The organism is Aeromonas sp. FDAARGOS 1404 (assembly GCF_019047085.1).
GTDB lineage: Bacteria > Pseudomonadota > Gammaproteobacteria > Enterobacterales > Aeromonadaceae > Aeromonas > Aeromonas veronii.
Map to the genome: position 1 here is coordinate 3978455 of NZ_CP077237.1, position 14561 is coordinate 3993015.

The following is a 14561-nucleotide window of genomic DNA, read 5'->3' on the forward strand; positions in this document are numbered from 1 at the left end:
GGTTCAGCTGGGTTGAGTCTGCTCAGCGTGACAGACAAGAAGAGGGACCTTGCGGTCCCTCTTCGTTTATCCAGCAGAGCATGTTGGCTACAGCACCTGACTCAGGAACTGGCGCAGGCGTGGGGAGGGTGGATTGTCGAAGAAGTCGGCCGGTTTTTCATCTACCAGCAGTTCGCCACTCTCCATAAAGAGCACCCGATCCGCCACCTCGCGGGCAAAGCCCATCTCGTGGGTCACCACCACCATGGTCATTCCTTCGCGGGCCAGCCCCTTCATCACATCCAGCACTTCCCCCACCATTTCGGGGTCGAGCGCACTGGTGGGCTCGTCAAACAGCATGATGCGTGGCTGCATGGCGAGTGCCCGGGCAATGGCCACCCGCTGTTGCTGACCGCCGGAGAGCTGGGACGGATAGCTGGCCGCTTTCACCGACAGCCCCACTTTCAGCAGCAGCGCCTTGGCTCTGTCTTCGGCCTCACGGCGCGACAGGCCGCGCACCTTCTGCGGGGCGAGGCAGATATTATCCAGCACCGTCAGGTGGGGAAAGAGGTTGAAGGACTGAAACACCATGCCCACCTCTTCCCGCAGCTTGTTGACATCGCCCGGCTCGGTCAGGCAGATGCCGTCGACTACTATGTTGCCGTCGTTGATGGTCTCCAGCTGGTTGAGGGTGCGCAGGAAGGTGGATTTGCCGGAGCCGCTGGGGCCGACGATCACCACCACTTCCCCTTCGGCCACTTGGGTGCTGACATTTTTCAAGGCGTGCACTTCGCTGCCGTAGAACTTCTCTACGCCGGTCGCTTTGATGATGGGATCAGTTGCTGCGCGCATATTTCACCTCCAGAAAACGAACCGGGAAGGCGAAGGGGGTGCCGGTGATGGCTGCACTTATCGACGCCCGTTGCACCTTGATGATGGGATCAGTTACTGCGTGCATATTTCACCTCTAGACGGCGTACCAGGAAGGAGAGGGTGCCGGTGAGCACCAGATAGAGCAGGGCGACGGTAAACCACACCTCGAACGGGCTGAAGGTGGAGCTCACCACCTCGCGACCGGCCTTGGTCAGATCGGTGATGGAGATGACCGAGACCAGCGAGGAGTCCTTGATCAGGTTGATGAACTGGCCTGCCAGCGGTGGCAGTACCCGCTTGAACGCCTGCGGCAGGATGACATAGCGCATGGTCTGGGCCGAGGTCATACCCAGGCTGCGACCCGCCTCCATCTGCCCCTTGTGGATGGAGCTGATACCGGCGCGGACGATCTCCGCTACATAGGCGCCGGTAAAGACCGCCAGCGCGGCGACCCCGGCGGTGAAGCGATCGAGGTTCAGCACGGTACCGATAAAGAAGTAGACAATAAAGATCTGCACCAGCAGCGGCGTGCCGCGGATCAGCTCCACATAGGTGATGGCCAGATTGCGCAGGGCCGGATTGGGGGAGAGACGCGCAAGCCCGGCCAGGGTGCCGAGCAGGATGGCGAAGATGCCTGCTACCAGCGAGAGCTTGACGGTGACCCAGACGCCCCAGGCGATGGGGCCTGCGGTCCAGCTCAGTTGGGTGTCGAGGGTATCGCCACGAAAAACGGTATCCCCTTCGGCGACTTGTATGCCGGTACTGGCAATGGCTTGCCGCACATTGGGGTCGAGATCGTCTTGCAGGAACAGCTTGCCCTTCTCGGCCTCGCTGGTGCCCGCCATCACGGTGCCGTCAAATTCGGCCAGATTCTTCTGCTCCGCCTGATAGGCGATGTATTGGGGAATGCGTTCCCAGCGCCAGGTGTAATCCACTGACTGGACAGCCTTGTAGATGCCGAATACGGCAACCAGCAGCATCAGCAGGAAAACCCCATGCCAGAGTAGCTGATTGGGCTGTTTTTCCATCTGTCTTGTCGGTTTGGGTGTGTGCACAGTCACAACCTCTTCTCGTTATTGTGTGGGGAGCTGCGTGGTGCAGGGGCGGCATGTGCCGCCCCCCGGAGGTTATTTGAGCTGGTTCAGCCAGGCGTTGGATTCGAACCACTTCTTGTAGAGACGGTCGTAGCTGCCATCGCCCTTGATCTGGCGCAGGTAGTTGTTGAACCAGTTGAGGGTGTCCTGATCCCCTTTGCGGATGGCCCAGGCCAGCGGCTCGAAGGTGAACGGCTTGTCGAGGTGCACCACGGCGCCCTGATTCTGGGAGGCGAAAATAGCGTTGTAGGGCAGGTCATAGACGAACGCATCGACCTTGCCATTGATCACTTCCAGCTTGGCGTCATCCTGGGTTTCAAACTGCAGCAGGGTGGCTTTGGGGATCAGGCGCTTGACTGCCTGCTCGCCGGTGGTGCCGAGCTTGACCGCGATCTTGTATTTCGGGTCGTTGAGGTCGGTGAAGGATTTGATTTCGCCCGCCTTCTCTTTGCGCAGGACGATGGTCTGGCCGACCACGATGTAAGGATCGGCGAAGTTGACTCGCAGGTTGCGCTGGGGAGTGACGGTCATGCCGCCCATGATGACGTCGAACTTGTTGGTCAGCAGCGCCGGAATGATGCCATCCCAGGCGGTGTTGACGAACTCGACCTTCACGCCCATCTCTTTGGCGACCATCTTGGCGAGATCCACGTCAAAGCCGATGTATTGGCCCTGCTTGTTGGTCATCTCGAAGGGTTGATAGCCTGCATCGAAGCCGACTCGCAGCACGCCGCGTTCGAGCACGGCATCCAGGGTGGAGGTGGGGGCAGGGGTCGGGGCCGCCGTGGCGATCCCGCAAAACAGCAGGGTAGAAAGAATCAGTTTTTTGATCATAAGTGACGTCTCTGTCGGTGGTGTGTTCGGCCTTGAACCTGATCCCGTGCGACTCCGTGGCACAAGAGACTGCTGCATCCGGCAACAGGCAAGACAGGATGAATGTCTTGAGCGGGACAAAAGCCCCATATGAGATGCTATGAATAGTGGTTGAGTGAAAAATGTACCAAAAACAGATTGTGTCAGAAGACTCAACAGGTTAGAGACATTTATTGCTCATGGCTTCATTCATAAAATCACACGAAAACAACATATCTATCTAATTGAGTGGGTTCAAGCCCAAATTATCCCCAAGACATTTTGTTACAAAGTCAGGGCGCCGCTTGCGGCTCTTATTGAGTTTCTGGGCTCCGTAAGAGGCTTTTTATGGGGTTAATACGAATACACATTGGCGGGATATCACACGCATTGCTCTGTTTGTCAGCAAACGAACGGGCTTTATTGTGAAAACCATCAAGTCGTACTGGGTCTTGGCAAACGCTTCTCATATACTCAGTTACCCTCTCTGCATGGCTTTGGTATGGACGCCTCACTACTGCTTAAGCTGGATATTTTTACCTTGATGATCATGGCCTTGTGTGGCTATTGTCTCGGTTTCCTCACTCTCACCATCATTCGCGTTACCCACAACGATATTCCCGGCGTCGGGGTCTGGTGGTGGTCCAGTCTGTTTGCCATGCTGGGTCAGGCGGGATTTGCCAGCCTGCTGTTGACACCCACCCCCTATGGCTCCTGGGTGGGCAATGTCTTCCTGATTTTTCATGTGTCGTTATTGCTGGTCGCCCAACGCTGTTTCTTCCGTCAATCGCCGGGCTGGCCTGTCTGCTGGGGATTCATCTTGCTGTTTGCCGCCGTCATGACTTGGTCGGTCGCCATCGATGGCCGGATTGCGGTGCGGGTGATGATCAGCAGCGCCACCTTCCTCATGCTCAGTTCGCTCATCATCTGGCAGCTCTGGCGTCACGGCCGCCCTGATTATCAGGTGGCGGTCTGGGTGCTGATTGGCCTCAATCTGGTGCTGATCGCCATGACCCTGATGCGGATGTTTACCGTGTGGGGCGAGGTGATCGAAAGCCCGTTCCAGCGTCAGCTGTTCAACGTGTTGCCCTATGTCTCCATGCTGGTGGGCAGCTCCATGCTCACCTTCGGGGTGCTGCTGCTCTGCAACCAGCACCGGGCGCTGGAGCTGCGCTATCAGGCCAGTCATGACCCGCTGACCGGGTTGTTCAATCGCCGTGGTTTTATGGAGCGTCTGGCCCGGGGACGCCCTGCACAGCAGGGGGCGTTGGTGGTGCTCGATCTGGATGACTTCAAGCAGATCAACGATCGGTATGGTCATGAGGTGGGGGATCGGGTGTTGGAGCGGGTCGGGTTGGCACTGCGCGAGCTGGAGGGCGTATTGGCCAGTCGCTTTGGGGGCGAGGAGTTTGTGCTGCTGTTTCGCCATGCCACCGCAGAGGAGGCGATCGCCCGTTGCCAATCACTGCGGGTTCAGCTTGCGGCCAGCGAGGTAGAGGGGATCCATATCACCGTCAGCATGGGTATTGCTCACTGGCAGGGGGAGTGGCACTTTGACAGCCTGTTCAGCCGTGCGGATGACGCTCTCTATCGGGCCAAGCGGGAAGGAAAGAACCGGGTCTGTCAGGCTGCCTGATGCAGGAATAGGTTCAGGAATAAAATCAGGGCGCGGTGATCCGCGCCCTGGCTGTTTCTGTTTGCCGGATATGGCTCGTCAGCTGCCACCCGCTACTCAGCATTCGCTTGAGCGGTTCTCGGTGCCTGCGCCTTGAGGAAGGGGAGCAGCAGCAGGGCCGAGACGCCCGCCGCCACCGAGATCACTACGAAAAAGCCGTTCCAGTGCCAGATCTCCATCACCTTGGCCAGCGGATAGCCCGACAGCGCCGCCCCCATGTAGGCAAAGAGACCGACAAAGCCGGTGGCCGCCCCCGCCGAGTTTTTGTGGGAGCACTCCGCCGCCGCCATGCCGATCAGCATCTGGGGGCCAAACACGAAGAAGCCGATGGTGAAGAAGCAGGCCGCCTGCATCACATAGCTGAAGAAGGGCATCAGCCAGAGCGACCCCACCGCCAGCAGGATCCCCACCGCAAAGATGAGGTTCATTGGGCCACGGTTGCCATTGAACAGCTTGTCCGATCCCCAGCCTGCCACCAGAGCACCGATAAAGCCCCCCACCTCGAACATGGAGATGGCCGAGTTGGCGCTCATCAGATTGAAGCCGCGCTGCTCGGTCATGTAGAGGTTGCCCCAGTCATTGATGGCGGTGCGCACCACATAGACCAGTACGTAACAGCAGGCGAGCAGCCAGATATAGGGGTTGCCCAGCACATATTTGCGCAGGATCTGGCGATGGGAGAGGCCCGCATCCTGAGTCTGCTGGGCCAGCTCCATGGCATCCTTGCGCCACTCGCCCACCGTTGGCAATCCCATGGCACTCGGGGTATCCCGCAGCCGCCAGCAGAGGAACAATCCCGCGATGATGGCGATAAGGCCGGGCACTATCATGCCGTAGCGCCAGCCATGTTGCAGAGCGATGGTGCTGACGATAAGGGGAATGAGCGCCCCGCCGACGTTGTGGGCAGTGTTCCAGGCCGACCACCAGACCCCGCGCTCGGTGCGCGAATACCAGCTGGTAAGCAGCTTGGAGCAGGGGGGCCAGCCCCAGCCCTGGAAGAAGGCGTTGGCGACCCAGAGGGCGGCAAACATCCAGAGTGCCGACGAGAGGCCGAACAGTATGTTGATGACGCCAGTGGCCATCAGTCCGACACCCATAAAGTAGCGCGGGTTGGCGCGGTCACTGATGATGCCGGAGAAGAACTTGGAGCAGCCGTAGGTGATGTAGAACAGAGTCCAGAGCATGCCGATATCGGACTTGTCCAGCATGCCGCTCGCCAGCATGTCCGGCATGGCGAAGTTGAAGCTCTTGCGGGTGAAGTAGAAGACCGCGTAGCCCAGATACATGGTCAGCAGCAGGTGCAGCCGCCAGTGGCGATAGGTGGCATCGATCTCGGCCTGATCCCGGATAAGGGGCCGGGGCGGCGCGCTTCTCATAAAACTCAGCACAGGCAGGCCCTCTGGTGGTGATTAGCCATGACTCTCCTCCCGTCTGCGACTGGGCAGGTTGACCGTCAGCTGGGTGCCGTGGATGCAGGAGAGTTGCAGACTGCCCCCGAGGGCCTGTACCCGCTCGCGAATGCCGAGCAGGCCATAGCCCTGTTGCGGGCGGCTTTCCGGCAGACCGCGGCCATCATCTTCCAGTACCAGTTGCAACTGCTCGCCGCTGGTTCGGGCGCGAATGGTGACCGAGTGGGCGTTGGCATGTTTGACCACGTTGTTGAGCCCCTCCTGACAGACCCGAAACAGGGTGACCCGCTGGGCATCCGAGAGATCCCCATCCGCCAGCTGCCACTCCAGCCGGGTGACGATGCCGTGACGCTCCAGCTCCAGCTCCCTCAGCAGTGCCCGTACCGCCTGTTCCAGAGTCATGTCGTCGAGCTGGCGCGGGCGCAGCCGCCCGAGCAGGCCGCGCACCGCGTCATAGATCCCGAGCGACAGTGTATCGATGAGGGCACTGCTCTGGCCTACCCCGGCATTATCGGGGGCGAGGCGGCGCACGATCCCTGCCTGGGTACGAATGGCGGTGATGGTCTGGCCGATGTCGTCGTGCAGCTCGCGCGCCACCTCCTTGCGGATGCTCTCCTCGGTCTCCAGCAGCCGCTCGGTGAGCTGGCGATTGTGGGCGAGCTGGCGGGTCAGCGCCTGATTGAGTTCGCGCTGGCGCTGGATCCCGGCACCCAGCAGCAGGCCGGTGAGGCTCTGGGCCAGCAGGGAGAGCAGCAGATCGAGGGGGTGATCGTGCCAGGCCTGACTGGCCAGCAGGGCGATGGTGTTCATCAGGGTGGCGAGCAGCGCCCCTTGCCAGCCGTAGCGCCACGCCATGGCGATGATGGGGATGGCCAGACAAAACGGGGTAAAGCGTACCAGCGAGTTGGGCAATCCCAGTTGCAGCCAGAGGCTCAATACGAACAGCAACAGATACCAGACCAGATGGCGAAAGCGCCACTCCACCGGTTGATCCACCAGCGCAGGCCCCAGCGGCACCCAGGTGGCGCGGGTGAGGTAGTGCCAGATCAGCATGCAGGTGGAGGTCAGCGTCAGCCCGCCGGTCAGGCTGAGCAGCAGGGCCGAGAGGCCATCTTCCCCGGCCAGATGCCAGAGCAGGGCTTGCAGCAGCGCCGCTGCCGTGACGGTGGCGAGCAGCAGCAACAGTTGCTGCCAGTCGTTGCGCACCTGCTGTCGACGGGCAATCAGCAGCGGTATCAGGGTCAGCAGACTGCCCGCGACCAGCCAAGGCCAGTGGGGCAGCCCCACCTCCAGATTGAGCCAGTAGAGCAGCAGTCCTTCGCACAGCAACAGCGGCGGCCAGTAGTGGCCGGGACTTTGCAGCAGCAACCCGAGGCGCAGGCCGAAGGGGAACAGCAGCACCGCCAGCGCCGGGCCACCCGCCAGATGCAGGCTGATGCTCCAGAGGCAAAACCAGCCAGCGGCAAAGATGAAGCAGGCCGCCAGCGCGATGGCGACATAGCTGGCAAAACGGGAGATCACCAGCTATCCAGCATGCGGTGGGCCAGCTCGACGTTGTTGCTGACCTTGAGCTTGTCCATCAGGTTGGCGCGATGTACGTGGACGGTTTTGGGGGAGAGGCCAAGCTGCTCGGCGATGGCCTTCACCTCCAGCCCCTGTGCCAGCAACTGGGCAATCTCCCGCTCCCGATTGGTAAGGGGATCCCGGCTGCTGCTGGCCAGTTTCTGGGCGATGTCCGGCGTAAGATAACACCCCCCCTGGGCGGCGGTACGCACAGCGGCGATCAGCTCGTCCGGACTGCAGCGTTTGGAGAGAAACCCCTTGGCGCCGGTTTGCAAGGCCTGCTCGATGAGGGCCGGGCTGTCGTGCACCGAGAGCATCACTACAGCCAAGCCGGAGGGGAGCTGCTTGAGCAGCTCCAGCCCCGACCGGTCGGGCATCGAGATGTCGCAGACGCAGACCCGCGCCCCGCTGCCGGGCAGGCCGGCAAGGGCATCGCTGGCGGAGCCGAATTCGGCGACCACCTGCAGGTCGGGCTCCAGATTGAGCAGTTGGGCAAAACCGGATCGGACGATCTGGTGATCGTCGATGAGGGCAATTTTTATCATGATGTCAGCCTGAAATTCGGTGCGTCATGACCATGACGCGGCCAACAAGATACCTGCCCCCCGAGTCAGGCTCAAGCAGCAGCAGGAAAAGGGGCTAAAAACCGGGGGGCAAGGTGCGCAAAGCTTGATCGGGATCAGCTGGCAAGGGCGAGCAAGCGGGCTGATCAACAGGGGGATGACCAGCCCGTGGGACTCAGCGGTGCAGCTCGCCGGCGCGCTCCGGCTGATAGACCACTTCCAGAATTTCGACCTCGATGGTGCGACCGGCCGGGCCCGGCCAGGCGATGCTGTCGCCCACTTTCAGACCGAGCAGGGCGCTGCCCACCGGCGCCAGTACCGAGATGTTGCTCTCGTCGCCCTTGGCATCGCGCGGGTAGACCAGGGTGAGGCAGAACTCGTTGCCGCTGCTCTGCATCTTGAAGCGTACCTTGCTGTTCATAGTGACCACGTCCGGCGGCATGTCGGCCGGTTCGCGGATCTCGGCGCGGTCCAGCTCCTCTTGCAGGGCCTGATGCTGCGGGTGGTTACCAAGCAGTTGTTCGATACGGTCCAGATCAAGGCTGGAGATAACCAGATGAGGTTGTTTCATAAGATATTCCTTATCAATAGCGGATAGGCCCATACCGGCGGGTGCAGGTTGGCCATCACACTGGGTGTTACAAAAATGGATTCAACAGGTTCAATCGATTGAAAATGCCATGCCCCCAAGCGACTCGCGGCCGAAGGAGCGAGGCGGGGGCTCAGCAGGGTGTGAGCAAATGCGAGGAAATAGCGAGTATTTTCATGGGGCTACCATAACCATTCTGGCTGGCCTTGGCAACCGTGATTGAGTGACTACTCAGGAGCCTGATAGTTGTACTGACGGATGATCCGCGCCAGTGTGCCATCATGGCGCATCTCGTCTATCACGGCTTGCCAGCGCTGCGCCTGTTTGAAGGGGAAATCCTTGTGAGCGGCCAGGAACAGTTGGGTGTTCATCAACACTTCCCCGCGAACCAGCTGTTGTGATGAGCGTTTGTCTTGTTGTTGGGCATACAGGATGACATTCCATGCTGCGACCCAGGCATCAATGCGACCGCGATGGAGTTTATGAGCGTTTAGTTGCTCATCTGCCACTGTCTCTCCCCGGATCCCGATGCGTTGTTTGAGTAGGTGTTGACCAAACGAGTAGCGCAGCACGCCCACATCAAGGTTCTTCAAATCGCTGCTTTTCAGTGCTTTTGGGTGAAACCGGCGATCGCTGACGATCAAAAACTGCTCATCGAGGATGGGCGTTACCCACTGATAGAGGTGCTCTCGCTGACTGCTTCGCACGGGCGGGATCATCAATACATCGGGGCGATGAATTGTCTGGGTCAGTGCACGTGGAAGTGGCATCAGCTCGATGGTAAGCGGCTCGCCTAGACGGCGGGCTGCTTCCTCCATGATCTCGATACCCACCCCGCTGGGTTTACCATGGGAGGACTGAATGACGTAAGGGGGCAACTCGGCCGCCACCAGCACAATAGCCTGGGCACCGGTGTTCACCAGCAATAACAGCAGGGCAAAAAAGGGCAGGCAGAGAGCGCGCATCAAGGTCGTGAGCCAGAGTCGAATATGCAGAGTGTAACATTCCTGCCTGCGTTGTCGTTGTGCCCGCTGAGGGGTTGGGATCTCAGTCGAAGAAATCCCGCAGATCGCGCACTTCGTAATCAGCGAGTTGCTGCCAGGGGAGCTGAGCAGGCAGCTTGCGCAGGGTCACCTCCATCCGGTAGCTGCGATAGCCATCGAGACTGGCCGACTCGACCACCAGCGGGATCTGCCACTGACTCGACCAGAGAATCCGGGTTCGTTGCTGCCCTTCGCGCTTTTCATACCAGCGGGCCTGCTCGGGGGCGGCCTCATCCAGCGGGGTCATTCCCTCGAGCAGCGCCGGGTTGACGAGATGGCGGATCCGCGGCCAGTCGGGCTTGAAGGCCACCTGGCCATACTCTTCCACCGGCACCTCAACCAGCTGGTTGTGCCAGCTGTCGGCATAGCGCAGCTGAATTTCACCCTCATCACTGCGGCTGACCCAGCGGGCTGCCATCTGGTGGGTAAAGTGCTTGTGGCCGGGCGTGGCGTCGTGAGTGGCGTGATAGGCACGGGCAAGGGGGAGGGGAATGAGCCGCTGGCTCCACACCTGATTGCCCACCCGCAGCCACTTCTCTTGCCAGACACTCTCTCTGGCGATGCCATCGCTGCCGGTGTTCCGGTCGTGATAGCTGATCCGGGCGGCGAGGTCCGGGGGCGTGTCGTCAGCATGCAGGGGGACGGCGAGGGTGCTGCCAAGCAGCCATAACGAAAGCAAAAGTCGCATCATCATCTGTCGCTCGAAAGAGCCGGGGCCCGGGCCGCTGAGTCGATTGCTCAGATGCACCCGGGCCCCTGCTGCTTACAGGCCGAGCGCCTCCCGCAGTTTGCCAAACACCTTGGTGTTATCCAGCGTGCCTTTGAAGCGGTTGCTGCCGGCGCCATCGGCAAACAGCATCACATCGCCGCCGCCGTGGGTTTCCGATGTCAGTTTGACGCCGGTCTCCTGCAGGTAGTCATTGGCCATCACCTGATCGCTGGTGAGGACGGAACGCACATCGGGGCGGTTGGGGCCGTTACCGAACACCAGGGTGGTGAAGGGCTTGCCATCCACGTCGTTCTGGGTCGAGCCATCGCCATTTTTCACCAGATCCAGCACCGGATTGCCCTTGGCGGAGTAGCCGTTAATGGTCATGGTGTGGTCATGGTCGGCGGTGACCACGATCAGGGTATTGTTGAGATCCACTTTACCCAGCGCCGTCTTGACCGCCTCATCCAGAGCCACCGCGTCGGTGAGCGAGCGCTTGGCGTTGGTGCCGTGCAGGGCGTGATCGATCCGGCCGCCTTCTACCATCAGAAAGTAACCCTGACTGTTCTTGCTCAGCAGGTCGATCGCCTTGGCGGTCATTTCGGAGAGGGACGGCTGGGTATTGGCTGCCCCCTTGGCGACCCGATCCAGCTCGTAGTCCAAGTGGGATTTGCTGCTGAACAGACCGAGCACCTTGCCACTGGTGACCTTGGCCAGTTCACTTTGGGTAGTGACATAGCTGTATCCCTGCGCCTTCATCTCGGCGGTCAGGTCGCGGTTGTCATTGCGACCGCTCTTGTTGCTGGCGCTGTAGGGGGTCCAGTGGTTGGCACCACCGCCCATCAGTACATCGACCCCATCTTTGAGGGCACTGTTATAGCCAGCGCCCCCCGGAACGGCCTGTGCGGCGATGTCATAAGCGGCATCCCGATGGCAGATGTGGGCGTAGGTAGCCGCCGGGGTCGCGTGGGTCAGCTCGGTGGTGGTGACGGCCCCGACCGATTTGCCTGCCGCCTTGGCCAGCTCCAGTATGGTGGGCACCGGCTTGCCGTTATCGCTGCTGCAATTGTTGACGGTTTTGTTGCCATTGACATCTTTGCCAGGAGCAACGGCTTTGGTGTCGCTGCTCATGGCGATCACCTCGTTGTTCATCTTGACCCCGGTGGTGTAGGCCGCCATGGAGGGGGCCGAGTCGGTGGTCTGGGCATCGTTGGAGAAGGTCTTGATGCGGGCACTGCGCGGCAGTTTCATCATCTCCAGATTGCCCTCCTCCCCCACCTTGAACAGGCGGGTGGCGGTGAGCACGGTGGGGCCCATGCCATCACCGATAAAGAGAATGACGTTTTTGGCATCACCGGCCTGTGCCTGGGAGGTTGCGCCCAGCGCACTGAACAGGGCGGCGCAGACCAGCGTGTGCTTGATGGATGTGTTCATCTGTTTGCTCATGAAAGTGCTCCTTACAGCTTGGCCGCAGCCTTGATCTTGCCGAACACGGCGGTGTTATCGAGAGAGCCATGGAAGCTGTCAGCCCCCTTGCCGATGGCGCCGAGGAAGACATCGGTGCCGCCGTGGGTCTCGTTGCCGATCTCGCCCACCTTGACCACCACTTCCTGGTGGTAGTCATTGGCGGAGACGGTGGAATCGTCGAGCGGGGCGACGCTGCTGCGCGGGCCATCTACCCGGTTGTAGCCGTTGCCAAAACCTATGATGGTGTAGGGCATGCCCTCGCTATCCTTGCTTGGCTCGCCAGTCTCGTAGTTCTTCACCAGCCCGAGTACGCCGGGATTGTCGGCGGTGGTCTTGCCGGTGCGCTTGGCATAGCCGTTGAGCACGAGCGTATGGTCGTGGTCGGCGGTGACCACGATCAGGGTGTTTTTCAGCTCGGGGTCGCTCTTTTTCACCTCGTCGATGGCGGCCTTGATGGCGTTGTCGAAGGCGATGGTGTCCTGCAGCGCCCGCTTGGCGTTGGTGTCGTGCAGGGCGTGGTCGATGCGACCCCCTTCCACCATCAGGAAGTAACCCTTCTCCTTGCCCTTGAGCTGTTTGATGGCGGCCAGGGTCATCTGGGCCAGTGACGGCTCGCTGGCGGGACGGTCCAGGTCATATTTCATGTGGCTGGAACCAAACAGACCCAGCAGCGGCTTGCCCGCATCGGCCTTGTTCAGCTCATCCAGATTGCTGGCAAACTGGTAGCCCTTGGCCTGCATTTCGCTGATGAGGTTGCGGCCATCCTCCCGCTTGCCCTTGTCGGCTTTGGGCAGGAAGAAACTGCTGCCGCCACCGAGCACCACATCCAGCCCCTCCTTGAGGGCGCTGTTGTAGCCTTTGCCGCCCGGCACCAGCTGGACGGCGATATCTGCCTCCAGATCCCGGTTGCAGATATGGGCATAGGTAGCCGCCGGGGTGGCGTGGGTTACCCGGGTACTGGTCACCACGCCGGTACCGCGGCCATCGGCTTTGGCCAGCTCCAGCAGGGTGGTCACCGGCTTGCCGGCGCTCTTGCTGCAGTCACTCTCATAGGTGGCGTCGCCGTCCATGCTGATGACGCCGTTGTTGCTCTTGACCCCGGTCATGTAGGCCGCCATGGAGGGGGCCGAGTCAGTGACCTGGGCATCGTGGGAGAAGGTCTTGATAAAGGCCGTCTCTGGCAGGGTATCGATGGTGAGATCACCCTCTTCGCCGACACCGTAGATGCGGGCGGCCGTCAGGGTGTTGAGGCCCATGCCGTCACCGAGGAAGAAGATGACGTTGGTGGGTTGGGCTGCGGGCTTGGTCGCCACCGTGTCATTGTCTGATTTGCAGCCGGCAGCCAGGGCGGCGCCGATCATCACTGCAAGTCCTGCCATTTTTCTCATTGGGGTTCGCTCCTTGTAAAACCTGAGCGCAGCCTAGAGGGGGCAGATGACACTTTTACTGACTATCGGTGACGGTTGTGTGAAAAAGTGATAAAAATGTTACACTATATCAATGTGTTATCTATCAATTGAGCCAGTTGGCCCGGTCGCTTCCGGCAAGGTTGTTACGCCTCGGCGGTTTGCTGATTTGATGAGGTGATGGCTAGAATGACCTGTCAAAAGAGGCCCGCAGCAGGTAAAATGCGCCCCCTTCGTTCGATGCCCGCGGCAGAGCGCTTGTTGTTCCATGCGCGCGCCCGCAGCCCCCACAGAGAGTAACGGATATGTCCATCAACTGGTTCCCCGGTCACATGCACAAGGCCCGCAAAGAGATTGCCGAGGTCATGCCCCAGGTCGATGTGATCATCGAGATGCTCGATGCCCGCATCCCCTTCTCCAGCGAAAACCCGCTGGTGTCCGAGCTGCGTGGTGATACCCCGGTGATCAAGGTGCTGAACAAGGCGGACCTGGCCGATCCGGCGATCACCGATCTGTGGGTGGCGCACATGGAAAAAGAGAAGGGGATCAAGGCGCTGCCGCTGACGCAACAAGAGCCGGAGAAGATCAAGCAACTGCTGACTCTCTGCCACGAGATGCTGCCGGAGCGCAATTTTGAGCTGCGCGGCGTGCGGGCGATGATCATGGGGATCCCCAACGTGGGCAAGTCCACTCTGATCAATACCCTGGCGGGGCGCATCATCGCCCGCACCGGCAACGAGGCCGGGGTGACCAAGTCCCAGCAACGGATCAAGCTGGATAACAACGTTATCCTGACCGATACCCCGGGTTTCCTCTGGCCCAAGCTCAATCCGCCCTCCTGCGGTTATCGTCTGGCCATCACAGCGGCCATCAAGGACACGGTGTTTGACTATGCCGATATCGCCATGTTCGCCGCTGACTACTTCATCAAGGCCTATCCGGAGCGGATCAAGGCGCGCTACCAGATTGACGAGTTGCCCGAGACCGAGATCGAGCTGCTGGAGATGATCGCCCGCCAGCGGGCGTTTATGCGCAAAGGGGGGCTGGCCGACCTGCACAAGGCGTCCGAGATCCTGATCAACGAGTTCCGCTCCGGCTTGCTTGGCCGCATCTCGCTGGAGACGCCGGAGATGGTGAGCGTCGAGATTGTCGAAGCCGCCGCAGAAGCCGAGCACAAAGCCAAAGAGAAGGCCGAGCGGGAAGAGGAGCGTCAGGCCCGCGCCCGTCGCAAGTACGCCCGCAAGCGTCAGAAATAGTTATCCTCAGGTGTCCCGAGCTTACCTGACAACGAGCGAGCTTGTGTGACCCAGATGACGAAACACGAAGAGGCGGCCCCAGG

General features: G+C 60.5%; 14 protein-coding genes. 2 read left to right on the forward strand and 12 right to left on the reverse strand.

Annotation, left to right across the window (positions count from 1 at the left end; all coding sequences use genetic code 11):
- Positions 1 to 87: 87 nt before the first annotated feature.
- The 4 genes from I6L34_RS18450 to I6L34_RS18460 form a co-directional block, all read right to left on the reverse strand.
- Entirely contained in the window at positions 88 to 831 is a 744-nt protein-coding gene (locus tag I6L34_RS18450; RefSeq protein WP_005350722.1) for an amino acid ABC transporter ATP-binding protein, read from the reverse strand.
- Positions 815 to 937, reverse strand: a complete 123-nt coding sequence (locus I6L34_RS21965) for a hypothetical protein (RefSeq protein WP_265184880.1) — start codon at positions 935 to 937, stop codon at positions 815 to 817. The genes I6L34_RS18450 and I6L34_RS21965 overlap by 17 nt, the downstream gene beginning before the upstream one ends.
- Positions 921 to 1880 carry an amino acid ABC transporter permease gene (locus I6L34_RS18455; RefSeq protein WP_216955126.1) on the reverse strand — a complete coding sequence of 320 codons (960 nt, stop codon included), beginning with the start codon at positions 1878 to 1880 and terminating at the stop codon, positions 921 to 923. The genes I6L34_RS21965 and I6L34_RS18455 overlap by 17 nt, the downstream gene beginning before the upstream one ends.
- 99 nt (positions 1881 to 1979) lie before the next feature.
- Entirely contained in the window at positions 1980 to 2780 is an 801-nt protein-coding gene (locus I6L34_RS18460; protein WP_005334079.1) for a transporter substrate-binding domain-containing protein, read from the reverse strand.
- A gap of 520 nt (positions 2781 to 3300) precedes the next feature.
- Between I6L34_RS18460 and I6L34_RS18465 the strand changes: the two genes are divergently transcribed.
- Positions 3301 to 4434 (forward strand): GGDEF domain-containing protein, encoded by a 1134-nt coding sequence (locus I6L34_RS18465; RefSeq protein ID WP_058058081.1) that lies wholly within the window; start codon positions 3301 to 3303, stop codon positions 4432 to 4434.
- Positions 4435 to 4526: 92 nt separating this feature from the next.
- Here I6L34_RS18465 and I6L34_RS18470 read toward each other — a convergent pair whose 3' ends face one another.
- The 8 genes from I6L34_RS18470 to I6L34_RS18505 all read right to left on the reverse strand — a co-directional run bounded on the left by I6L34_RS18470 (position 4527) and on the right by I6L34_RS18505 (position 13204).
- Entirely contained in the window at positions 4527 to 5861 is a 1335-nt protein-coding gene (locus tag I6L34_RS18470; RefSeq protein WP_058058082.1) for an MFS transporter, read from the reverse strand.
- 21 nt (positions 5862 to 5882) lie between these two features.
- Entirely contained in the window at positions 5883 to 7403 is a 1521-nt protein-coding gene (gene uhpB / locus I6L34_RS18475) for a signal transduction histidine-protein kinase/phosphatase UhpB (RefSeq protein WP_058056068.1), read from the reverse strand.
- A complete protein-coding gene (gene uhpA / locus I6L34_RS18480; protein WP_058056069.1) occupies positions 7400 to 7990 on the reverse strand; it encodes a transcriptional regulator UhpA in 591 nt (196 codons plus the stop codon). Before uhpA ends, uhpB begins: the two co-directional genes overlap by 4 nt.
- A 193-nt stretch (positions 7991 to 8183) precedes the next feature.
- Positions 8184 to 8579, reverse strand: a complete 396-nt coding sequence (gene rnk, locus I6L34_RS18485; RefSeq protein ID WP_058056070.1) for a nucleoside diphosphate kinase regulator — start codon at positions 8577 to 8579, stop codon at positions 8184 to 8186.
- A gap of 245 nt (positions 8580 to 8824) precedes the next feature.
- Positions 8825 to 9562, reverse strand: coding sequence for an ABC transporter substrate-binding protein (locus I6L34_RS18490; RefSeq protein WP_058056071.1), 738 nt, complete (start codon positions 9560 to 9562; stop codon positions 8825 to 8827).
- Between the two features lie 82 nt (positions 9563 to 9644).
- Positions 9645 to 10331, reverse strand: a complete 687-nt coding sequence (locus tag I6L34_RS18495; RefSeq protein WP_058056188.1) for a hypothetical protein — start codon at positions 10329 to 10331, stop codon at positions 9645 to 9647.
- Between the two features lie 72 nt (positions 10332 to 10403).
- On the reverse strand, positions 10404 to 11795 hold the full coding sequence (locus tag I6L34_RS18500) for an alkaline phosphatase (RefSeq protein ID WP_058058083.1): 1392 nt from the start codon (positions 11793 to 11795) through the stop codon (positions 10404 to 10406).
- 11 nt (positions 11796 to 11806) lie between these two features.
- Positions 11807 to 13204, reverse strand: coding sequence for an alkaline phosphatase (locus tag I6L34_RS18505; RefSeq protein ID WP_216955127.1), 1398 nt, complete (start codon positions 13202 to 13204; stop codon positions 11807 to 11809).
- A 323-nt stretch (positions 13205 to 13527) separates the two neighbouring features.
- Here I6L34_RS18505 and ylqF point away from each other — a divergent pair, with 323 nt between their 5' ends.
- Positions 13528 to 14478 carry a ribosome biogenesis GTPase YlqF gene (gene ylqF / locus I6L34_RS18510; RefSeq protein ID WP_216955128.1) on the forward strand — a complete coding sequence of 317 codons (951 nt, stop codon included), beginning with the start codon at positions 13528 to 13530 and terminating at the stop codon, positions 14476 to 14478.
- Positions 14479 to 14561: the final 83 nt, after the last annotated feature.